Genomic DNA, 21,386 nt, shown 5'->3' on the forward strand with positions numbered 1-21,386 from the left:
ACGTAAACATAACGAGTGAAGATTAAAACGTGAATACACAACAATTGGCGAAATTGAGAGCTTCAGTGCCTGAAATGAGAAAAGTCAGGCATATCCACTTTGTCGGTATTGGTGGTGCTGGCATGGGTGGTATCGCCGAGGTGTTGGCTAATGAAGGTTATCAGATAAGCGGCTCTGATTTGGCACCTAATCCGGTTACAAAACAACTGATTGAACTGGGTGCAACAATTTATTTTAATCACCGCTCGGAAAATGTCCGGAATGCCAGTGTGGTGGTTGCATCCACCGCCATCTCTGCGGATAACCCAGAGATTATTGCTGCCCGTGAAGCACGCATTCCCGTGATCCGTCGTGCGGAAATGCTGGCCGAGTTGATGCGTTACCGCCACGGTATTGCCATTGCGGGAACACATGGAAAAACCACGACGACAGCAATGATCGCAGGCATTTATGCGCAGGCAGGTCTTGATCCTACATTCGTTAATGGTGGGTTGGTGAAAGCGGCGGGTACACATGCTCGCTTGGGTAGCAGTCGTTACCTGATTGCTGAAGCAGATGAAAGTGATGCCTCTTTCCTGCACTTACAGCCAATGATGGCGGTAATCACTAATATTGAAGCCGACCACATGGATACCTATCAAGGGGATTTCGAAAATCTGAAACAGACGTTCGTCAATTTCCTGCATAACCTGCCGTTTTATGGTCGAGCTGTAATGTGCATTGATGACCCAGTTGTTAAGGAATTGCTCCCCCGTATTGGGCGTTATATTACGACCTACGGTTTCAGCGAAGAAGCTGACGTTCGCATTACCCATTATGAGCAGAAAGGGGCTCAAGGGTTTTTCACCATCAGTCGGTATGATTTACCAGATCTGCATGTGGTGTTGAATGCTCCCGGACGTCACAACGCATTGAATGCAACGGCTGCCGTCGCAGTGGCGACAGAAGAGGGTATTAATGATGCTGATATTCTGGCATCACTGGCAGAATTTCAGGGAACCGGGCGTCGATTTGATTTTCTGGGGGAATTTTCCCTCAAACATATAAATGCGAAAGAAGGCAGTGTGATGTTGGTCGATGATTATGGTCATCATCCGACTGAAGTTGACGCCACGGTTAAAGCCGCACGGGCAGGCTGGACGGATAAACGTATTGTGATGGTATTCCAGCCACATCGTTATACGAGAACTCGTGATTTATATGATGATTTTGCTAATGTTTTGAGTCAGGTGGATGTTCTGTTGATGCTGGATGTGTATGCCGCAGGTGAAACCCCGATTCCGGGAGCAGATAGCCGTTCTTTATGTCGCACTATCCGTAGCCGTGGGAAGTTGGATCCGATTTTTGTATCAGAACCAGAGCAAATTTCGGCCATACTGTCACAGGTTATAGAAAACAATGACTTAGTATTGGTACAAGGTGCCGGTAATATCGGTAAAATAGCGCGCAATCTGGCTGAAACGAAATTACAGCCATCTTTTAATGAGGGAGAGCATCATGGTTGATAAGGTCGCTGTTCTGTTGGGCGGAACGTCTGCTGAACGTGAAGTTTCATTGCAATCAGGACAAGCAGTAGTGACTGGACTGAAAGAAGCAGGCATTAACGCCCATTCAGTCGATACAAAAGACTTTGATGTGACTAAACTCAAAGAAGAAGGATTTAGCAAAGTCTTTATCGCGCTACATGGTCGTGGCGGTGAAGATGGTACTTTGCAAGGTTTGCTGGAATTTTTGCAGCTCCCTTATACTGGCAGCGGTGTGATGGCGTCTGCGTTGTCAATGGATAAATTGCGCACAAAACAGCTATGGGAAGGGGCAAAACTGCCTGTTTCTCCTTATGTCGTAATTAATTCTCAAAAATTTGAACAACTTAATGATTTCCAACTCAAAGAATATGTTCAGGAATTAGGATTACCATTAATGGTTAAACCGAATCTGGAAGGTTCCAGTGTAGGGATGACCAAAGTAAGTGACTATCCCGAACTGCGTGGTGCATTGGAATTGGCGTTTCAGTACGACACCGATGTGTTGGTTGAGAAATGGTTGTTTGGCCCCGAATATACCGTGGGGTTTTTGGGTGATGAGGCGCTTCCGTCTATCCGTATTCAGGCTCCGGATGTGTTTTACGACTATGAAGCGAAATATATTTCCAATGAAACACAATACTTCTGTCCAAGTGGTTTGAGTGCTGAAAAAGAACAGGAGTTGGCAGATATCGCATCAAGGGCTTATAAAGCGCTGGGATGTGGTGGCTGGGGACGGGTCGATATTATGGACGATGGCAAGGGTAACTTCTATCTGCTGGAGGTCAATACCTCTCCAGGCATGACCAGCCATAGTCTGGTACCCATTGCTGCGCGTCAGGCTGGACTCAGTTTTTCTCAACTCGTAGCGAGAATTTTGGAATTGGCTGATTGATATGTCACAGGCAGCCCGGAAGATCCGGGAGCGGGAGCGGGAGAGCGAGGCTAAGGGGACTCGTCCCAGTAATGGTTATTATCTGGTAGGGATTATCTTCTTCCTGATGGTGCTTGGCACCATCATATCGGCAAGTTGGGTGGCTCTGGACTGGATGAAAGATCCGAATAGATTACCGCTCTCAAAATTGGTGTTAACTGGCGAACGTCATTACACCACAAATGACGATGTTAGGCAGGCCATTTTATCACTGGGTCCTCCGGGAACATTCATGACACAGGATGTCAACGTCATTCAGGAAAAGATTGAACAACTGCCATGGATTCGACAAGTCACTGTGCGTAAACAATGGCCTGATGAACTGAAAATACATCTGGTAGAATATGTTCCTTATGTCCGCTGGAATGATACGCAAATGCTGGACGCAGAAGGAAGAGTATTCAGTTTGCCAATGGAACGTAGTGCCAATGGGCATTATCCGATGCTGTATGGCCCCGAAAGCAAAGAAAAAGACGTATTGAACGGATACCGCTCAATGGCTGCTCTGCTTGCAGAACATAAAATTAAATTAAAAGCGGTACTCATGACAGCACGTAATTCTTGGCAACTGATACTGGATAACGATATTCGATTGGAGCTAGGAAATCGAGATAAAATAGAACGCATTAGACGTTTTGTTGAACTTTACCCTGTGTTACTGAAAAACACGGAAAAACGTGTGGCTTATGTTGACTTACGTTATGACAGCGGTGCTGCGGTCGGTTGGGCTCCTTTATTAACTGATACACCGGTTTCAATAACGGACAAAAACACACAGTGACAGGTAATAATACATTGACAGGCAGAATAACGATGATCAAATCAACGGACAGAAAATTGGTAGTTGGCCTTGAAATCGGGACAGCAAAAGTATCTGCCCTGGTTGGTGAAATTCTGCCCGATGGTATGGTTAATATTATCGGAGTAGGAAGTTGCCCATCTCGCGGAATGGATAAAGGCGGTGTTAACGATCTTGAATCGGTCGTTAAATGCGTACAACGCGCCATTGATCAGGCTGAACTCATGGCAGATTGCCAGATCTCTTCAGTCTATTTGGCTCTTTCTGGCAAACATATCAGTTGCCAGAATGAAATTGGCATGGTGCCTATTTCCGAAGAAGAAGTGACGCAGGATGATGTGGACAGTGTTGTCCATACTGCTAAATCGGTTCGTGTTCGTGATGAACACCGTATTTTGCATGTGATCCCACAGGAATACGCGATTGACTATCAGGAAGGGATTAAAAATCCGGTAGGGCTTTCTGGCGTGCGTATGAAGGCGAAAGTTCACTTGATTACCTGCCATAACGACATGGCGAAAAATATTGTAAAAGCTGTTGAACGTTGTGGACTGAAAGTTGACCAACTTATTTTTGCCGGATTGGCGGCAAGTTATGCCGTTCTGACGGAAGATGAACGTGAATTAGGGGTGTGCGTCGTTGATATCGGCGGAGGCACGATGGATATGGCGGTATACACAGGTGGTGCATTGCGACATACCAGGGTTATTCCTTATGCGGGCAATGTGGTTACCAGTGATATTGCCTATGCGTTTGGTACCCCCCCTAGTGATGCCGAGACCATCAAGGTGCGTCATGGATGCGCTTTGGGATCGATAGTCAGCAAGGATGAGAGTGTAGAAGTCCCGAGCGTGGGAGGTCGGCCTCCCCGTAGTCTACAACGTCAGACTCTGGCAGAGGTGATTGAACCTCGTTATACCGAACTGCTGAATTTAGTGAATGATGAAATTTTGCGATTGCAGGAGCAATTACGTCAGCAGGGAGTAAAACATCACCTGGCAGCAGGGATTGTCCTGACCGGGGGAGGAGCCCAGATTGATGGTCTGGCTGATTGTGCCCAACGGGTATTTCATACCCAAGTGCGCATTGGTCGTCCCCTGAACATCACTGGACTGACAGATTATGTACAGGAGCCTTGCTACTCAACCGCAGTAGGGCTTCTGCATTACGGCAAAGAATCCCAACTTGGTGGAGATTCTGACGCCGATAAACGAACGTCAGTGAGTGGCTGGTTTAAGAAAGTCAGCAACTGGCTGAAAAAAGAATTTTGATTTTTTATACAGAGGCTACGACAATGTCGCCGGCCTCGACATAAAGGCACAAAACGGAGAGAAATTATGTTTGAACCACTGGAATTAACCAATGACGCGGTGATTAAAGTCATCGGCGTCGGCGGCGGCGGCGGTAATGCTGTTGAGCACATGGTGCGTGAGCGTATTGAAGGCGTGGACTTCTTTGCGGTGAACACCGATGCTCAAGCACTGCGTAAGACGGCTGTCGGTCAGACTATCCAGATTGGCAACGGCATTACTAAAGGATTGGGTGCTGGTGCAAACCCTGAAGTTGGCCGTACTGCTGCGGAAGAAGATCGTGAATCATTGCGTACAGCTCTGGAAGGGGCCGATATGGTATTTATCGCTGCAGGTATGGGCGGTGGTACAGGCACAGGTGCTGCACCTGTTGTGGCCGAAATTGCCAAAGAACTTGGCATCCTGACGGTTGCTGTCGTCACTAAGCCATTCAATTTTGAAGGCAAAAAACGTATGGCTTTCGCGGAACAAGGGATCACTGAATTATCCAAGCATGTGGATTCATTGATTACCATTCCAAATGACAAATTATTGAAAGTTCTGGGCCGTGGAATTTCTCTGCTGGATGCGTTCGGTGCAGCTAATGACGTCCTGAAAGGGGCGGTTCAAGGTATCGCTGAACTGATCACTCGCCCAGGCCTTATGAACGTTGACTTCGCTGACGTTCGTACTGTGATGTCCGAAATGGGTTACGCCATGATGGGTTCTGGTATCGCACAAGGTGAAGATCGTGCAGAAGAAGCAGCAGAAATGGCTATTTCCAGCCCATTGCTGGAAGATATCGACCTTTCTGGTGCGCGTGGCGTTCTGGTTAACATTACAGCAGGCTTTGACTTGCGTCTGGATGAATTTGAAACGGTTGGTAACACCATCCGCGCATTTGCTTCAGATAATGCGACGGTGGTTATCGGTACGTCATTGGATCCAGATATGAACGACGAACTGCGTGTTACTGTTGTGGCCACTGGCATTGGCATGGACAAACGTCCAGAAATTACGCTGGTAACTAATAACAAAGTTCCTCAGGCAAACACGTTGGAGCACCGTTACCAGCAGATGCCTGGCGGGCTCTCTTCATTATCTGATGAGAACAAAACAATCGCAAAAGTCGTTAATGACCAAAACGCACAAACAAGCAAGGAACCTGATTATTTGGACATCCCTGCGTTTTTGCGTAAGCAGGCTGATTAGTCGTTAAAAAATTGGATTCTCCGCTTTTTGTGCTAAACTATTCTGCCAATCATACCTTATAGTGGTTGGCAGGATGGTAACATTGCGAGATATAAACGATGATCAAACAAAGGACATTAAAACGTATTGTTCAAGCGACCGGCGTCGGTTTGCACACCGGTAAAAAAGTCACGCTGACAATGCGTCCAGCACCGGCTAATACCGGGGTCATCTATCGTCGTACTGACTTGAATCCACCGGTAGATTTTCCGGCAGATGCTAAATCTGTGCGTGATACTATGCTCTGTACTTGTCTGGTTAATGAGCATAATGTGCGGATTTCAACCGTTGAGCATTTGAATGCGGCATTAGCAGGTCTGGGGATCGATAACATTGTTATTGATGTCGATGCACCAGAGATCCCGATTATGGACGGTAGCGCGAGTCCGTTCGTTTTCCTGTTATTAGATGCGGGTATTGAAGAGCTGAATGTAGCGAAGAAATTTGTGCGCATGAAAGACACCGTTCGCGTGGAAGATGGTGATAAATGGGTCGAATTGTCGCCATATCACGGTTTCAGTCTGGATTTTACCATTGACTTTAACCATCCAGCGATTGATTCCAGCTCACAGCGCTATAGCTTGGACTTCTCAGCAGATTCGTTTGTTCGCCAGATTAGTCGTGCGCGTACTTTCGGATTTATGCGTGATATTGAGTACCTGCAATCTCAAGGTCTGTGCCTTGGCGGCAGCTTCGATTGTGCGATTGTGGTAGATGATTACCGCGTACTCAATGAAGATGGTCTGCGTTTTGAAGATGAATTTGTTCGTCATAAAATGCTGGATGCCATCGGCGATTTGTTTATGTGCGGTTACAACATTATTGGCGCCTTTACCGCGTTTAAATCAGGTCATGCACTGAACAACAAGTTGCTGCAAACTGTCTTGGCGCACGAAAGCGCTTGGGAATTTGTTACATTTGAAGATGAAGCTGAAATGCCACAGGCTTTCTGTGCTCCATCATTAGTGCTGGCATAATGGCTAACGTGTGTATCGATAATATGCGCATTGATAACGTATTTGTTGATAATGCTTTTGTTGATAATGCTTTTGTTGATAAATCGTGTTGAGAGCATCCCTATGATGCACCAGTGGGTTATGTTATCTATCACGCTCATTTCGCTGACATTATTCATTCAGCGTTAGCGTTTCTTCTTGGCTGTGCTGGTACCCTCTCCGGCCAGCGCAGCCAGTCTTTCCAACTTCCTTTTCAATTTCTCTGGGCTACGTTCAGCCAGCATCATTAATGCTTTTGCACTTTCATGGGTTAGCTGGCGATTTGGTAAATTCTGTTTATCATTATTAGGTGATTTTGCGGAGTTCTGAGCATTATTATCACGTTTTACCATTAATGAAGGATTAATCCTGATGTCGATAGAGGATAAAGATGGTAGAATTTCGCTTCTCAGAGTTGAAAGTAATACAGGGATTTCATAACGAAGTCGGGTCATCCAACTGGCATTTCCTGCTTCCAGTACCAGAATATGTTTGCGATAATTGGCGACCCTGCACCACGGATGCAGCGGAGCAGGAAGCAGACTGAGAACGGTACGGTTGAGTTTTAATAATGCGATAGCATATTGTTGAATGGTTTGAAGCGGGCTTTTTCCGACAGTCGCCCCGTCTTCAAAAAGCGTATCCAGTGATTGTGGGCGGCTATCTCGCATAATAAAGGCAGTTCCAGTATTTATTAATGAAGGGTTAATGAGTATTCTAAATCTTTGGCGACAATTTGGTAGGCGTTATTTTTGGTCTCATCTTTTACTGGGCATGGTTGCTACAGGAATTGGTGTTCCTACTGTTTTTGCCGGAGTGGCAGAAAGCCTTTCCCATAGCAACACATCTTCTGCCCAAGAGAATCAAAATCAAGCGATTTCCTCGTTTGAACACTTATTTCAATTGCACCTATTTCAATTAAAAAGTGCCCAGCGACAACCAGCGAATTATTTAAATCACTGGCAGCAACATGCTGTTCGTAACGTGATCCGGCAACTTTCTTTTGCTTTTTCTATTACCGAACCTGTCAGGTACGAAGTAGCAAAAGAAAATACCCGGATTTCTTCTCCATCTATGCAACAGATTATGTTAGATACGTTGCATGCCATGCTGACTCAAGCATCAACGCCATTTGATAATGCGATTTCTGATATTGCGATTGAAATGGCAATTCTTCCCGATACACATATTCCAGCACTCTGGCTAGCTAAAACTCAGGGGATTAGAGCCGGGCCGATCTCAAATCATTTATCTTTGCTTTAACGTTTCTGTTTTATTTTTTACTCTTATCCAAATAAGACAGTGTCTTAAGAAATGATTGGTTGGCTACAATTGTGGCCCTATCTGAGATGTACTAATTATGCTTATTAAATTACTAACTAAAATTTTTGGTAGCCGCAATGACCGTACTTTGCGCCGTTTGCACAAAGTGGTGGATGTGATCAGCCGCATGGAACCTGAGTTCGAAAAGCTCTCTGATGAAGAATTAAAAGCCAAAACAGAGCAATTCCGTGCGCGCTTGAAAGAAGGGGAATTACTGGAAAAAATTCTGCCCGAAGCCTTTGCTACTGTGCGTGAAGCCAGTAAACGCGTCTTTGGTATGCGTCACTTTGATGTACAGCTTCTGGGTGGGATGGTGCTGAATGAGCGTTGCATTGCGGAGATGCGTACGGGTGAAGGTAAAACGTTGACTGCTACGTTACCTGCTTATCTTAATGCACTGAGCGGGAAAGGTGTTCATGTTGTTACCGTGAACGACTATCTGGCACAGCGTGATGCTGAAAACAATCGAGGATTATTTGAGTTTCTTGGCCTGACTGTGGGTATTAACTTGCCGAACATGCCAGCACCGGCAAAACGTGAAGCCTATGCAGCGGATATTACTTACGGAACTAACAATGAATTCGGTTTCGACTACCTGCGTGACAACATGGCGTTTAGCCCGGAAGAGCGGGTTCAACGCAAACTGCATTATGCGTTAGTGGATGAAGTTGACTCCATTCTGATCGATGAAGCCCGTACTCCATTGATTATTTCAGGGCCTGCGGAAGATAGCTCTGAACTTTACATCAAAGTGAATAAACTGATCCCTTGCCTGATCCGTCAGGAAAAAGAGGATTCTGATACATTCCAGGGCGAAGGGCACTTCTCCGTTGATGAAAAAACCCGTCAGGTTAACCTTACTGAGCGAGGTCTGGTACTGGTTGAAGAGTTGCTGGTAAATGCCAAAATGATGGAAGAAGGCGAGTCTTTGTATTCACCGACCAACATCATGCTGATGCATCATGTGACAGCCGCTTTACGTGCCCACGTCCTGTTTACCCGTGATGTTGACTATATCGTTAAAGACGGTGAAGTTATCATTGTTGACGAACATACAGGGCGTACCATGCAGGGACGTCGTTGGTCTGATGGTTTGCATCAGGCAGTGGAAGCTAAAGAAGGTGTCGAAATTCAGAATGAAAACCAGACATTGGCTTCAATTACCTTCCAGAACTATTTCCGTATCTATGAAAAATTAGCGGGTATGACGGGAACCGCCGACACTGAAGCCTTTGAATTCAGTTCTATTTATAAATTGGACACTATCGTTGTTCCAACAAACCGTCCAATGGTTCGTCAAGATTTACCGGATCTGGTTTACATGACAGAAGCGGAAAAAATTGATGCAATCATTGAAGATATCAAAGATCGCACAAACCGTGGTCAACCAGTATTGATGGGAACCATTTCGATTGAAAAATCAGAACTCGTTTCTAACGCACTCACGAAAGCTGGCATTGTGCATAACGTTCTGAACGCAAAATTCCATGCGATGGAAGCGGATATTATCGCTCAGGCGGGTCAGGCTGGTACGGTGACGATTGCAACCAACATGGCGGGACGTGGTACAGATATCATGTTGGGAGGAAGCTGGCAGTCAGAAATCGGCAAACTGCAAGAACCAACAGAAGAACAAATCGAGGCAATCAAAGCTGCATGGCAGGAACGCCATGATGCAGTACTGGCTGCGGGCGGTTTACATATTGTCGGTACAGAACGTCATGAATCACGTCGTATCGATAACCAATTACGTGGCCGTGCAGGGCGTCAGGGGGATGCGGGATCTTCACGTTTCTACCTCTCTATGGAAGATTCCCTGATGCGCATTTTTGCTTCCGACCGTGTGACAGGCATGATGCGCAAACTGGGAATGCAACCGGGTGAAGCGATTGAACATCCATGGGTGACCAAAGCGATTGCTAATGCTCAGCGTAAGGTTGAAAGCCGTAACTTTGATATTCGTAAGCAATTGCTGGAATATGATGATGTTGCCAATGATCAGCGTCGTGCGATTTACGCTCAGCGCAACGATTTGCTGGATGTGAGTGATGTTAGCGAAACCATTACGAGCATCCGTGAAGATGTCTTTAAGGTAATGATTGACGCCTATATTCCGCCACAATCACTGGAAGAAATGTGGGATATTGAAGGGTTGCAGGAACGTTTGCTCAACGACTTCGATCTCAATTTACCAATCAAAGAATGGCTGGATAAAGAGCCTGAATTGCACGAAGAAACGTTGCGTGAGCGTATACTTGAGAAAGCAATCGAGGTTTATAAACAGAAAGAAGAAATCGTCAGTGCAGAAATGATGCGTAATTTTGAAAAAGGCATCATGTTACAAACTTTGGATACACTGTGGAAAGAACATCTGGCGGCGATGGATTACCTACGTCAAGGCATTCATCTGCGGGGGTATGCACAGAAAGATCCAAAACAGGAATACAAACGTGAGTCTTTCGCCATGTTTGCCCATATGCTGGAAACACTGAAATATGAAGTAATCAGCACCTTGAGCAAAGTCCAAGTCAGAATGCCGGAAGAGGTTGAAGCGCTTGAGCAACAACGTCGTGAAGAAGCAGAACGTTTGGCAAGACAGCAGCATTTGAGCCATGAAGTTGAACAGGGCGCGTTAATGTCAGAAGCAGAAGCAAAAATGGCCAGCGGGGAGCGTAAAGTTGGACGTAATGATCCCTGCCCATGTGGTTCCGGCAAAAAATTTAAGCATTGCCACGGCCGTTTATAATTAAAGCCAGTGTTAATAGGCCAGTGATAAACCATCAAGCGTTAATCACTGGTTGATTTGACGAAAACCCTCAATTCTTATTCTGTAAAAAAGGTTCTTTAGGGAGCCTTTCTTCAGAAATAGAGTTGAAGGTTTATCATATAATTGATTCAACGTGCTGTTTGATTCAAGATACCACTTTATTTAATGTACTGTTTTAGCTGAGTAATACCAATTCCTGCATATTACCGACACTCTCAATAAATTGATCATCATGAGAAATCAGCACCATCGCTCCTATATAATCATGCAGTGCTCTCTGAAGTAATTCACGTGATTCAATATCCAAATGATTGTCTGGTTCATCCAATAACAACAGCGCCGGAGCATATGGTCCACAAAACAGGCAGGCCAGTGCGACCTTGAGCTGTTCTCCTCCACTCAGATAGCCTACAGGCTTCAAGGCTTCTTCACCGCGAATACGTAATTGTGCTAATCGAGTACGATAGCGATCTTCCGCCCATCCCGGAGACTGCAATTGAAAGTTATGCAGTGCGGATTGGGTCTTATCAAGGAACGAAAAATGTTGATCCATGAACCGATATGAAGAGGTGATCCGGCAAGAGCCTTGTTTGGGGGCGAGAGAACCCGTCATGATTTTCAGTAAGGTTGATTTTCCACTGCCGTTTTTGCCAACAACAGCAAGGCGATCACTATTATTGATTGTCAGGCTGATAAGGGAATCTGAACCAAAGGGTAAGATGATATCTTGCAGGTAAAGTAGCGGAGCAGTGGCAGCTTGTGGTGTAGCGACAGCGATTGACAGAGGATCGATAATTTCCAGTTTTGTTCTGGCATCCGTAGCCAGTGAAGCACTTCTTTGTATTTTTTCTTCATGTAGCTTAGTTTGCCGAGATTGTGTGGCTTCTGAGCGGCCTTGTTCACGATCCAGAATAATTTTGCTTTGATTGGCACTTTCCCGTCGTTGCTTACCTTGACTCTGTCTCTTGCTGGTTCTCTCTCGATCTTTCTGTTTATCTCGTAGGGATTGTTTCAGATTTTTTCGAGTTTGATCTACTTCTCGCTGAATGCCTAGCCTGAGTTGTTCTTTACTTTCCAGCCAAGTTTCCCATCCACCGATACTGCGGGATAACCCAAATCCACCGAGTTCGTAAACAATGGATACATGCTGTAATAGTTGGGTATCGTGAGTCACCAACAAAATACCTCCACTGAAAGTTCCCAACCATTGCGCTAACCAAAGACGCCCTTGCCGGTCAAGGTGATTGCTTGGTTCATCTAGGATAATAAAACCCGCACTTTGCCGTTTTAACGCTAACAACCTGATGCGAGTTTGTTCTCCGCCACTCAAGGAATCAAAAGGTTGATTTAATATATTCGGATTAAGTTCACCTTCTGCCAGAAGAGACTCGGTTTGAAATTGCCAATCCCAATTACCCTCCATAACATCAAAATCTGCCACATCCCCCACACCTGCCAGAACGCGTTCATTAGCGCTCATTATTTTGCTTAATCCCAGCATATCGGCGGTATTACCGACAAAAGAGGTTAGTCCTTGCGATAAATAGCCCACATTACAGAAATGTTTAACACTGCCTTCTGTAGGAGATATCCGCTGTGCCAGTATTGATGCCAACCAAGATTTTCCAATACCATTACGCCCCACTAATGCGTGTTGCTCTGTATTCAAAAACATATCAATGCCAGAAAACAGAGGGGTGGCTTCACCAGAAAACTGATAGGCAATTTGCCTTGCTTCAATTATGGATTGAACGTCATATTGCATGAATAGTGATTCCTTATTCTTCCAATATTTTGTTTTATTTGTAATTTATTGATGCTGGATGTTGGAGGGAATACAATTTTGTGATTTAAGTTAATTTTATTGTAATCTGCAAGATATAATCACCTAAGCTAAATAATAAACTGAAAGAAAAACAATTATGGAAAAGAAACATCTGCATATTGCAGCAGGTATCATTAAGAATAGCAATGATGAAATTTTTATCACACAGCGTAGTGTTAATTCACATATGGGGGGATTTTGGGAGTTTCCCGGTGGAAAACTAGAACAAGGTGAGACACCTCAGCAGGCCTTGATTAGAGAATTGAAGGAAGAAGTTGGGATCACCGTAACTCATTGTGAATTGGTGGATACCGTCGTACATGATTTTCCTGACAGAAAGATCACTCTTTACTTTTTTCTAGTCGATGAATGGGAAAATGAACCGTTTGGTAAAGAAGGGCAACCTTCTCGCTGGGTTTTGCGATCAGAATTAATTGCTGATGAATTTCCTCCAGCAAACCGCAGTATTGTGGCTTTTCTAAACAGCTGATGTTCGTATAAAGACGTTTGTTTATTGTAGCAGTGCCAATAGATGTAGCAGCGCCAAATAAACCCGGCGCTGCTATGACATGTTTTCAGGGATACTGATCCGGCTCTTCGCTCCAGTCATCATTTTCTGAACTGTCATTTTGACTTGCTATTCTTTTTTCTTCGCTGGCCCATTCACCTAAGTCGATTAATTGGCAACGTTTACTGCAAAATGGGCGATATGGGCTGACTTCTCCCCATACTACCGTGTTACCACATGTCGGGCATTCGACTGTCAATACTTCAGACATCCTATTTTCTCCTGCTTGATTTGAAGATAATTTCCTTCATCTTTCAAGCTGATGCAATTTGAATTTAGTCTGTATATGTTAACAGCAGGCTAATTCAAATGACAAATGGGCAGGTACAGTGCCCTTCTCACAATCCATTGGCAAAAAGCGGATAGCGAAGCGAGTCTTGTAGCCGGAAACTTGTGGGTAAACCAAAGCATTCAATACGACATCTAATTTCAGTCTCAACAAATCTGCTTCGTCAGCATTTCCTTGATAGAAACCATTGTGGCTGGTTTTAGGTGTGAATACGGTAGACTGGCGTATTAATTCCAATATGCTTTCTAGAGCTTGCTGTAATGGACGAAGGCTGTCTAACCAGACTCTGACGGATTCATCTCTGACAGATTGAGGTAAATGAAGCCACAGATGTAACGTCGGTAAATCAAAATTACAGCATCCTCCGGGAATACTGAGGCGTTGACGTACCATACTGATAATGCGATCTTCTTTGATATATTGGCTGATCCGAGGAGCTTGATTCAAAGCAATGCTGCGCTCTTTTAGCTGCTCTGACAAGCTATGGATCATGGCAATATCGGCATTGGGCGAGCCTAGCCATAATTTTAATTTTGTTTGTTGGCGATCTAGCTCTTTCAATAATTCAGAACGAACTTCACCGCGTTCTAGGATTTCAATTAATTCAGCAATTGTACGGAAAAATGAGAGACTACTTGCTTGCGAATCCAGATGACGTTGTTTTTCCAATTGTTGCAGTGAAGACTCAATCCTCAACCATGAGCGCATTTTTTCATTGAGTGGATGTTCAAAAATAATAGTGGCGGTTGCATCACTCATTACGGTTTTCCTGTCTGACTGATTTTGCTTGTTTCAAATACTGTTGATGTAATTTGACCACACTAGAGATAATCTCTTGCTCACTGTGGTGGTTGGAGATGATATCATCGGCCCTTTCTAGTCTGTCATGACGGCTGGCCTGTACTGCCAGAATATTTTTAACTTGCTCACGACTTACGCCATCACGAACCATTGTTCGGTCAATCTGTATTTCTGTTGGAACATCAACTACTAAAATACGATCAGCTAAATGCATTAAATTATTTTCAATTAGCAGAGGAACTACCCAAACAGCGTAGGGCGCTGTAATTTGATTTAATTGTCGTTGTGTTTCTGCTTGAATCAGCGGATGCAAAAGTGCATTTAGCCACTGTTTTTCTTTTGGTGTGGCGAAAATTTTTTGGCGTAGCAAAGCTCGGTTAAGACAACCATCGGGCAATAATATATCAGCGCCAAAATGCTCTGTGATTGCCTGTAATGCGGGGGTGCCAGAAGCAACCACTTTTCTGGCGATAATATCTGCATCAACAAGCGGGACACCAAGGGATGAAAATACATTAGAGATAGTCGTTTTTCCACTACCAATTCCACCTGTAAGTGCAACAATATAAGTCATTCTATCCCTTAAAATATTCCTGATAGCATAATTAAATTGTAACCCAAGGAACACTGATGAGCTATAAACAAACGTGTATAATTACCCCTTTTTAGACTATCGAGAAAATATAATGAAAGATGTAAATACCTTGTTATGTCAATATAGCGCCTAATTGGAAAATAGGCAGATACATAGCGAGTAACAATAAGCCGACAACCAGCGCCATTATCAACATCAATAGCGGTTCAAGTAATTGAACTAAACTATCAGCAAGATTGATGGATTTTTCTTGGTACCATTCTGCAACCTTCAACAAAAACAACTCTAACTCTCCTGATTCCTCGCCTATGACAACGAATTGTTGGCATAATGAGGGAAAATACGCCGCTTTTTTTAAAGCATCACTCATTGGAATTCCTGTTTGAATTTTTTTGTGCAGGTTTTTTATTCCGGCGATAAAAATAGGATGGTGAGTTGCATTCAGAGCACATTCAAGCCCTGTTGTCAGTGTTAATCCTGCTTTTTGTGTCATGAACAAAATATGAAATATTTGGTTAGTTTGTTGGTAAATCGTGAGTTGCTTAACAAGAGGAAGCTTAAGCAGGAGTATTTTTTCTTTTGTTTTCAATATTGGTAAGTAATGACGTAACCATAAATAAACAATTGGCAACGTAGATATCATGGTGAATAGTAATACACCATAATGAATCAAGAAATCAGAGCCTAATAAAACCCACCGCGTTAACAGAGGCAAGGTAGCATCAAATGAAGAGTAAACTTGGCGAAATTCAGGTAGGACAAAAACAAGCATCAGAATAATAACCATAAGCGCTACAAAGGCAACAATCAAGGGATAGCGATAAGCCTTTTGTATCTTCTTTCGTAATGTATCTTGTTGTTCCAGCCTGTTAATAAGCAATTGACAACAGTTTTCAAGCTGGCCAGTTTGTTCCCCTACTGCGATCATTTGGCAAAATAAAGGCGAAAATAACTTTGGATAATGTTGCAGTGAAGTAGAAAATAATTCCCCCTGACTAATTTTCTGAATCATATCCGTTAATACACACTGCCAGAGGGCAAGTTTGCACTCTTGTAATAAGATATTTAACCCCCTGAGCAGGGGGATGCCTGAGGCGAGTAATGTACTTAACTGATGAATGAAATGTAGGCGATAGGCCATTTCTTTTTCACTGTATTGAATGATTTTTTTGCATTTTATGGTATAGGGTTGCAGATCGAGATGGCTTAAGTGTTGAAATATTCTTTTTTTGCTGTGACCAATACTCTTTCCTTTTATTATTTTTCCTTTGTTGTTAATTGCTTGCCATTGATAAATATATTCTATTTTCATACTGTTTCATGGCCTGTTATTTGATAAATCTCTTCAAGAGTAGTTATACCTTTTTCTACTAACGAGAGTCCGGCTGAAAAAAGCGTGGAATCTGGTTGTGAGGCCAATAAGTGAGAGAGATTGTCAGTTGAATGCTCAGAAAGTGCTTGTTGAAATTCTGGTTTAATTTCAAGAAATTCATAGATGGCTGTCCTGCCATAATAGCCAGAAAAACAGTGGTCACAACCAACCGCATTCCATTTTTTTATCGATATCGATTGTTCTATTGTAGAGGGATGTTTTATAGATATGGGAGTATTTTTTATATTGATAATAGTAGGATCATTATCTGGTTGACGGCAATGAGGACAAAGTTTACGAACCAGCCGCTGCGCAATAATTAACTTAACGCATGAGGCTGTGGTATAGCCAGAAACTCCCAGATTCTGCAGCCGAGATAAGGTATCGATAGTGGAATTGGTGTGCAATGTCGATAAAACTAAGTGTCCCGTTTGCGCCGCTTTCATTGATATTTCGGCAGTTTCATTGTCACGAATTTCACCGACCATGATGATATCGGGATCTTGTCGTAGCAGTGCTCGGAGAACTCTGGCAAAATCGAGAGCAATTTTATTATTTACAGGTGTTTGATTGATGCCATTTAAAGGAATTTCTACAGGATCTTCGACGCTGCATATATTCTTTTTAGCTTGGTTTAAATATTGCAGGCAACTATATAATGTGACGGTTTTTCCGCTACCAGTTGGGCCTGTTACTAAAATCATTCCTTGTGGTAAATGGATTTTCTGTTTTAAAAGTTGTAACTGTGATTCTGAGAGTCCAAGCATATCTAATGATAAGCGATGTATGGTATTTAAAATGCGCAGAACCACCTTTTCTCCATGTAAGGTCGGGAGTGTTGATATACGTATCGCATAGCTATTTTTACTGTCTCGCCAGTCAAATTGCCCATCCTGCGGCAGACGTTTTTCCGCAATATTGAGTTTTGACATGATCTTTAATCGAGCAGGAATACTTGCATTCATTTGAGGAGGTGGCGTTGGCATGGGATGCAATATCCCATCAACTCGGATACGTATTTGATATCCACGCTGAGAAGGTTCAAAGTGAATATCTGAAGCTCTTTTTTGTATTGAGGTTAATATGGTCTGATTAATTAGCTGAATAACAGGAGTATCTATATCCTCATCATGGAGATTGTTTGTTTGTATTTCATTATGGTTGGAATAGTGGGTATCTAAACTCTCTATGCGGTAAGATTTCATATTGTCATTTTCTGCACAATAATCATCTGATACCACTGATAAATTTTCCTGTGTCAGCATGGATTCTATTTTTGCTTGTGGCCAGATATCTATATTGACAATTAATCCAGAAATAAAACGCAATGCAGCAATAAAATCCTCATTGGGAGATTTACTACAGGCAATAGTGATAGTGTAGGTGTCTTTTTTAATAATAATTGCCTGATGCCGTTGACATAATTCTTTTATTTCTCTTTCCATTAAGAGGTGCTCCTTATTTATCATTAGTTATTTTCCTTTTTGGGTATAGAAAACAGCGTTTAAAACCTTAATCTTTTAAAATTTTATTCCGTTAAAACTTTAAAGTTTCCTGACATTTTAGTTTTAATGATTCATTTTTCGTTTCACAAAGCGTTTTCCATTGTGTGATACCTGTTTTAGTATCCTGAGATGGTTTTAAAATGGCCTTGAGTTCACTGAGATTTTGTTGACCTACGACGGCTATTTCTCCATCTTTTACGGTTATTGTGCTGACATAACGGCTGTTGTGACCTGATGGAATGGATGCTTGACCGGAATGACAATCTCTATAATTTTCAGTTTCCAAACGACAGAGCTCTACGCCGGATTTATAAGGCACAATCGCTTGTAGCATGTCGGTCAATGCCGCTTTTTGGATATACCCCTGATAGCTAGGAATACCAATAGCACCAAGAATAGCGACAATGGCCATTACAACCATCACTTCTATTAATGTAAAACCTTGCTGGTTCATTTTGCCTCTCTTTATGTATACGTGTATTAGTGTATTTCTGTGCCTAATTGCAGGTAAGTGCCGGTGGATATAAGCATGAAGAAAAAAGAGAAAAATAAAATGTCTTTAGTAATACTTATGGAATTGGCTCGAAAAAAGAATCAGGAATTACATTTTTTGCAGAAAGTTTTTCGAATCTGTTCGCAAATAAAAAAAGGTCAGAAATATTAGTTGATAGAAGGTGTTAACATGCGTTACACCGGAGTAGTGATATTGAAATATTGAGGGGGGGGAGTAAAAGAATGAAGCTGCATGAAGGGTGGATTGATGTTGCCAGAAAAATCATGTCTCCACATTGTGATTTACGACCAGAAGGTGAAATTCCATCACTATTGGTTATTCATAACATTAGCTTACCTCCCGGCAAGTTTGGCGGCCCTTATATCGATCAATTATTTATGGGAACGCTAAATCCAAATGATGACCCTTTCTTTGATGAGATTAAACATTTGCGTGTTGCTGCTCACTGCCTGATCCGGCGCGGTGGAGAAGTGGTGCAGTATGTTTCTTTCGATAAAAGAGCTTGGCATGCTGGAGTTTCTTGTTACTGTGATCGAGAAAAATGTAATGATTTTTCGATAGGCATTGAGTTGGAAGGTACGGATTATGAGGAATTTACTGAAATTCAGTATACTAAACTGGTGGAAGTTACTAATCTGCTGATAAGTCAATACCCTGATATTCGTGGGAATATTACGGGGCACAGCGATATCGCCCCGGGTAGAAAAACCGACCCAGGGCCTTATTTTTATTGGGAATATTATCGGCAACTATTGAAGGAGTGAGTTAGATGACTCTCTTTATTCTATTGTTAATATTGGCATGGGAACGCATCTTTAAGATGGGAGACCATTGGCAGTTGGAGCGTTATTTAGCCCCTATTTTTGCCAGAATAAAATCATATTCATTGTGGGGCAGTTTGGGTGTGACCTTTCTGGTCATTTTATTGACTTGGAAACTTCTTGAGATGTCTCACGCCGCTGTTTTTGGTATTCCAGCAATTCTGTTAAGTATTATCATCAGCCTGTTATGTATTGGTGCAGGTGCGCTGCGTCATGATTATCGCGGGTATCTTCAGGCTGTGAGCCATGATGAACTTGAACAGCAAGATAAACATCTTTCTCATTTGATGATGATACAGGGTGCTTTACCAGATACTGCACCTGATAACACAAAGGATGAGCGGCTGCGTGAAATACAGAACGCATTAATCTGGATAAATTTCCGTTATTATCTCGCACCCATTTTTTGGGGGGTGATATTCGGGCAATTTGGCCCGGCCATTTTGATGGGATACTGTTGTCTCAGAGCTTATCAGAGGTGGCTGGCACAGAATACAACGACAGTACAGCGGGCACAATCTGGCGTTGATGGGATATTGCATTGGCTGGATTGGCTTCCTGCACGTTTGGCGGGTATTGCTTATGCCTTGTTGGGGCATGGTGAGAAAGCCTTACCCGCCTGGATTGCATCACTTAGTGATTTTAGAACATCACAATATAAGGTGGTCAGCCAACTGGCGCAATTTGCATTAAGTAAAGAGCCTCACCTTAACCCGATAGAAACACCTGTTGCCGCTGTAACATTGGCTAAGAAGGCAACATTTACGATTGTGATTATTGTTGCATTGCTGACGATCTATGGCGCATTGGTTTAACAATGGAGGAATAGGGAACTGATTTAGCAGTTGTCTGTTCCCTATTTTTAAACAGGGATTCGTTCCTAGTTTCTTTGATGTCATTCGAAATTTATTGGTATGTTTTTTATTTAAATTTATATGTTATCATAAAGAATAGCTTCATGTTTTTTGTAGTAATTTTGGTAAAAATATATTTATCTTTTTATTTTTAATGCTAATTGTTGTCATTTGTGATTTAATTTAAAATAATTTAATTATATTCATCAATATTTAAATTAAATCATCAAGGGTATTTTTTTATTTAATCCAATATTTTAATATTCTGTGATGATATACTAAATTAAAAATAATAACTTTTTATTTGAGGGTTGAATTATGAAAAATCTTGATGTAAAGTACAATGATTGTAATGAGAATGCCCCGATGCATTTTTAATTCTACACTTAAAAATCATACTGAATATTCTTTTAAACTAATAGATATAAAATTGGATTCAGGAGGCTGTGGAACCAAAATGTTCAGATTGTATTCCTTCTAAAACAAAAATTAAGTGGTGTACAGAGGTTAGTATATTCATGCTTTCCATTTAAGGTAAAATAACTTATAAATTCATTGATACGGATATTTTTCCGAAATATATGGTGATCACTTTTTCTGATCTTTTTTGGTTTGTAATTCCAATATTTTCCAGCTTGGTTTTTATTTATAATATAACTCCGAAGAGTACTTATTCGATGACATTATACCGTACTTCTGTCAAGAGTTTCAGTAATGGTGGTGTTGTTTTAAAGCCTATAATTATAGTGGTGCAGTCAGGCACTGATATGGATAATATCCCCGATTTACCAGAGCATAAAGAATAATAAAATAAATAGTATTAATGTCTGAGTGAATATAATTTATTTACAGTCATACAACTAATTATGTGATTTTTGCCTTTATGTGCTTTTGGAATATGTACTTTCAAATTTGTTGCCTTATTGTCGTGATCTACTGGATTATAGGTCAGTTTGACGAAAGACTCCGCTATAATGACAAGGATGATACTGGTGGGAATTTTTCTCGCTTATCAGCTTATTTTGAATTTAAATTCAATTCAATTTAATTTGTTTAGTATTCATTTTTTTGAGTGTTTAACGACAAATTTTGCCTATATATGCGTTTCATGAATGTTAAATCCAATCAAGTTTTCCTGTCTTAAAATCCCTTTTAGTTATAATTTTCTGATAAAATTTAAAATAATTTGTTAAAATTTGCAGATTTTTATGATTTAGCTCAAGGTCTTTATAGACAGCTAGTGAATACTTTGTTACTTTAAGACCCTGTATTCTAAATTGGTATTACCAATTGACTTCGGCCAGTTATCTAGGGCGTAGTTAACCAGATAGCAGTTAACCCGAGAATCGTCCGAAGCAACA

Annotated in this window: 19 protein-coding genes; 11 read left to right on the top strand and 8 right to left on the bottom strand. The window is 42.1% G+C overall.

From position 1 onward, the window contains the following. Positions 1-29: 29 nt before the first annotated feature. The 6 genes from murC (at position 30) to lpxC (ending at position 6,773) form a co-directional block, all read left to right on the top strand. Positions 30-1,505: a UDP-N-acetylmuramate--L-alanine ligase gene (gene murC / locus Xhom_RS12000; protein ID WP_069316768.1), complete on the top strand. Its 1,476-nt coding sequence runs from the start codon at positions 30-32 to the stop codon at positions 1,503-1,505. Beyond that, complete coding sequence (locus Xhom_RS12005; RefSeq protein ID WP_069316767.1) at positions 1,498-2,418, top strand: D-alanine--D-alanine ligase; 921 nt, start codon at positions 1,498-1,500, stop codon at positions 2,416-2,418. Before murC ends, Xhom_RS12005 begins: the two co-directional genes overlap by 8 nt. Position 2,419: 1 nt before the next feature. Then, positions 2,420-3,238 (top strand): cell division protein FtsQ, encoded by an 819-nt coding sequence (ftsQ, locus tag Xhom_RS12010; RefSeq protein WP_069316766.1) that lies wholly within the window; start codon positions 2,420-2,422, stop codon positions 3,236-3,238. A gap of 32 nt (positions 3,239-3,270) precedes the next feature. Further along, the gene (gene ftsA, locus Xhom_RS12015; protein ID WP_069316765.1) at positions 3,271-4,527 is read left to right on the top strand and encodes a cell division protein FtsA; all 1,257 of its coding nucleotides are present in this window, start codon (positions 3,271-3,273) and stop codon (positions 4,525-4,527) included. A 66-nt stretch (positions 4,528-4,593) separates the two neighbouring features. Further along, the gene (gene ftsZ, locus Xhom_RS12020) at positions 4,594-5,757 is read left to right on the top strand and encodes a cell division protein FtsZ (protein WP_069316764.1); all 1,164 of its coding nucleotides are present in this window, start codon (positions 4,594-4,596) and stop codon (positions 5,755-5,757) included. A 98-nt stretch (positions 5,758-5,855) separates the two neighbouring features. After that, entirely contained in the window at positions 5,856-6,773 is a 918-nt protein-coding gene (gene lpxC, locus Xhom_RS12025; RefSeq protein ID WP_069316763.1) for a UDP-3-O-acyl-N-acetylglucosamine deacetylase, read from the top strand. Positions 6,774-6,937: 164 nt separating this feature from the next. Here the strand turns inward: lpxC and Xhom_RS12030 are convergent, their stop codons facing one another. Then, positions 6,938-7,462 carry a DUF721 domain-containing protein gene (locus Xhom_RS12030; protein ID WP_069316762.1) on the bottom strand — a complete coding sequence of 175 codons (525 nt, stop codon included), beginning with the start codon at positions 7,460-7,462 and terminating at the stop codon, positions 6,938-6,940. 37 nt (positions 7,463-7,499) lie between these two features. On the opposite strand from Xhom_RS12030, the gene secM reads away from it, so the two are divergent. Both secM and secA read left to right on the top strand, forming a co-directional pair. After that, positions 7,500-8,054 (top strand): secA translation cis-regulator SecM, encoded by a 555-nt coding sequence (secM, locus tag Xhom_RS12035; protein WP_069316761.1) that lies wholly within the window; start codon positions 7,500-7,502, stop codon positions 8,052-8,054. Positions 8,055-8,151: 97 nt separating this feature from the next. Then, a complete protein-coding gene (secA, locus tag Xhom_RS12040; protein ID WP_069316760.1) occupies positions 8,152-10,860 on the top strand; it encodes a preprotein translocase subunit SecA in 2,709 nt (902 codons plus the stop codon). Between the two features lie 196 nt (positions 10,861-11,056). Here secA and Xhom_RS12045 read toward each other — a convergent pair whose 3' ends face one another. Then, positions 11,057-12,646, bottom strand: coding sequence for an ATP-binding cassette domain-containing protein (locus Xhom_RS12045; protein WP_069316759.1), 1,590 nt, complete (start codon positions 12,644-12,646; stop codon positions 11,057-11,059). Between the two features lie 157 nt (positions 12,647-12,803). Here Xhom_RS12045 and mutT point away from each other — a divergent pair, with 157 nt between their 5' ends. Further along, positions 12,804-13,196: an 8-oxo-dGTP diphosphatase MutT gene (gene mutT / locus Xhom_RS12050; protein WP_069316758.1), complete on the top strand. Its 393-nt coding sequence runs from the start codon at positions 12,804-12,806 to the stop codon at positions 13,194-13,196. Between the two features lie 85 nt (positions 13,197-13,281). Here mutT and yacG read toward each other — a convergent pair whose 3' ends face one another. The 6 genes from yacG to ppdD all read right to left on the bottom strand — a co-directional run bounded on the left by yacG (position 13,282) and on the right by ppdD (position 18,290). Continuing rightward, complete coding sequence (gene yacG / locus Xhom_RS12055; protein ID WP_069316757.1) at positions 13,282-13,485, bottom strand: DNA gyrase inhibitor YacG; 204 nt, start codon at positions 13,483-13,485, stop codon at positions 13,282-13,284. Between the two features lie 78 nt (positions 13,486-13,563). Further along, the gene (zapD, locus tag Xhom_RS12060) at positions 13,564-14,322 is read right to left on the bottom strand and encodes a cell division protein ZapD (RefSeq protein WP_069316756.1); all 759 of its coding nucleotides are present in this window, start codon (positions 14,320-14,322) and stop codon (positions 13,564-13,566) included. After that, positions 14,315-14,938, bottom strand: coding sequence for a dephospho-CoA kinase (gene coaE / locus Xhom_RS12065; RefSeq protein WP_069316755.1), 624 nt, complete (start codon positions 14,936-14,938; stop codon positions 14,315-14,317). Before coaE ends, zapD begins: the two co-directional genes overlap by 8 nt. 133 nt (positions 14,939-15,071) lie before the next feature. Continuing rightward, entirely contained in the window at positions 15,072-16,271 is a 1,200-nt protein-coding gene (gene hofC / locus Xhom_RS12070) for a protein transport protein HofC (RefSeq protein WP_069316754.1), read from the bottom strand. Beyond that, a complete protein-coding gene (gene gspE, locus Xhom_RS12075; protein ID WP_069316753.1) occupies positions 16,268-17,800 on the bottom strand; it encodes a type II secretion system protein GspE in 1,533 nt (510 codons plus the stop codon). The genes hofC and gspE overlap by 4 nt, the downstream gene beginning before the upstream one ends. Positions 17,801-17,867: 67 nt before the next feature. Next, on the bottom strand, positions 17,868-18,290 hold the full coding sequence (ppdD, locus tag Xhom_RS12080) for a prepilin peptidase-dependent pilin (protein WP_069316752.1): 423 nt from the start codon (positions 18,288-18,290) through the stop codon (positions 17,868-17,870). A 281-nt stretch (positions 18,291-18,571) separates the two neighbouring features. On the opposite strand from ppdD, the gene ampD reads away from it, so the two are divergent. Together ampD and ampE are read left to right on the top strand one after the other, a co-directional pair. Next, a complete protein-coding gene (gene ampD, locus Xhom_RS12085; RefSeq protein ID WP_069316751.1) occupies positions 18,572-19,114 on the top strand; it encodes a 1,6-anhydro-N-acetylmuramyl-L-alanine amidase AmpD in 543 nt (180 codons plus the stop codon). Positions 19,115-19,119: 5 nt separating this feature from the next. Next, positions 19,120-19,986, top strand: a complete 867-nt coding sequence (ampE, locus tag Xhom_RS12090; protein ID WP_069316750.1) for a beta-lactamase regulator AmpE — start codon at positions 19,120-19,122, stop codon at positions 19,984-19,986. The last annotated feature ends 1,400 nt before the right edge of the window (positions 19,987-21,386 follow it).

Origin of the sequence: Xenorhabdus hominickii (genome assembly GCF_002632725.1) — a bacterium.
GTDB classification, from domain to species: domain Bacteria; phylum Pseudomonadota; class Gammaproteobacteria; order Enterobacterales; family Enterobacteriaceae; genus Xenorhabdus; species Xenorhabdus hominickii.

What these genes read in the sequence shown, in the direction of transcription:
- Xhom_RS12005 (WP_069316767.1), top strand. Translation starts at nt 1,498, where the DNA reads ATGGTTGATAAGGTCGCTGTTCTGTTGGGCGGAACGTCTGCTGAACGT.
- ftsQ (WP_069316766.1), top strand. Translation starts at nt 2,420, where the DNA reads ATGTCACAGGCAGCCCGGAAGATCCGGGAGCGGGAGCGGGAGAGCGAG.
- ftsA (WP_069316765.1), top strand. Translation starts at nt 3,271, where the DNA reads ATGATCAAATCAACGGACAGAAAATTGGTAGTTGGCCTTGAAATCGGG.
- ftsZ (WP_069316764.1), top strand. Translation starts at nt 4,594, where the DNA reads ATGTTTGAACCACTGGAATTAACCAATGACGCGGTGATTAAAGTCATC.
- lpxC (WP_069316763.1), top strand. Translation starts at nt 5,856, where the DNA reads ATGATCAAACAAAGGACATTAAAACGTATTGTTCAAGCGACCGGCGTC.
- Xhom_RS12030 (WP_069316762.1), bottom strand. Translation starts at nt 7,462, where the DNA reads ATGCGAGATAGCCGCCCACAATCACTGGATACGCTTTTTGAAGACGGG.
- secM (WP_069316761.1), top strand. Translation starts at nt 7,500, where the DNA reads ATGAGTATTCTAAATCTTTGGCGACAATTTGGTAGGCGTTATTTTTGG.
- secA (WP_069316760.1), top strand. Translation starts at nt 8,152, where the DNA reads ATGCTTATTAAATTACTAACTAAAATTTTTGGTAGCCGCAATGACCGT.
- Xhom_RS12045 (WP_069316759.1), bottom strand. Translation starts at nt 12,646, where the DNA reads ATGCAATATGACGTTCAATCCATAATTGAAGCAAGGCAAATTGCCTAT.
- mutT (WP_069316758.1), top strand. Translation starts at nt 12,804, where the DNA reads ATGGAAAAGAAACATCTGCATATTGCAGCAGGTATCATTAAGAATAGC.
- yacG (WP_069316757.1), bottom strand. Translation starts at nt 13,485, where the DNA reads ATGTCTGAAGTATTGACAGTCGAATGCCCGACATGTGGTAACACGGTA.
- zapD (WP_069316756.1), bottom strand. Translation starts at nt 14,322, where the DNA reads ATGAGTGATGCAACCGCCACTATTATTTTTGAACATCCACTCAATGAA.
- coaE (WP_069316755.1), bottom strand. Translation starts at nt 14,938, where the DNA reads ATGACTTATATTGTTGCACTTACAGGTGGAATTGGTAGTGGAAAAACG.
- hofC (WP_069316754.1), bottom strand. Translation starts at nt 16,271, where the DNA reads ATGAAAATAGAATATATTTATCAATGGCAAGCAATTAACAACAAAGGA.
- gspE (WP_069316753.1), bottom strand. Translation starts at nt 17,800, where the DNA reads ATGATAAATAAGGAGCACCTCTTAATGGAAAGAGAAATAAAAGAATTA.
- ppdD (WP_069316752.1), bottom strand. Translation starts at nt 18,290, where the DNA reads ATGAACCAGCAAGGTTTTACATTAATAGAAGTGATGGTTGTAATGGCC.
- ampD (WP_069316751.1), top strand. Translation starts at nt 18,572, where the DNA reads ATGAAGCTGCATGAAGGGTGGATTGATGTTGCCAGAAAAATCATGTCT.
- ampE (WP_069316750.1), top strand. Translation starts at nt 19,120, where the DNA reads ATGACTCTCTTTATTCTATTGTTAATATTGGCATGGGAACGCATCTTT.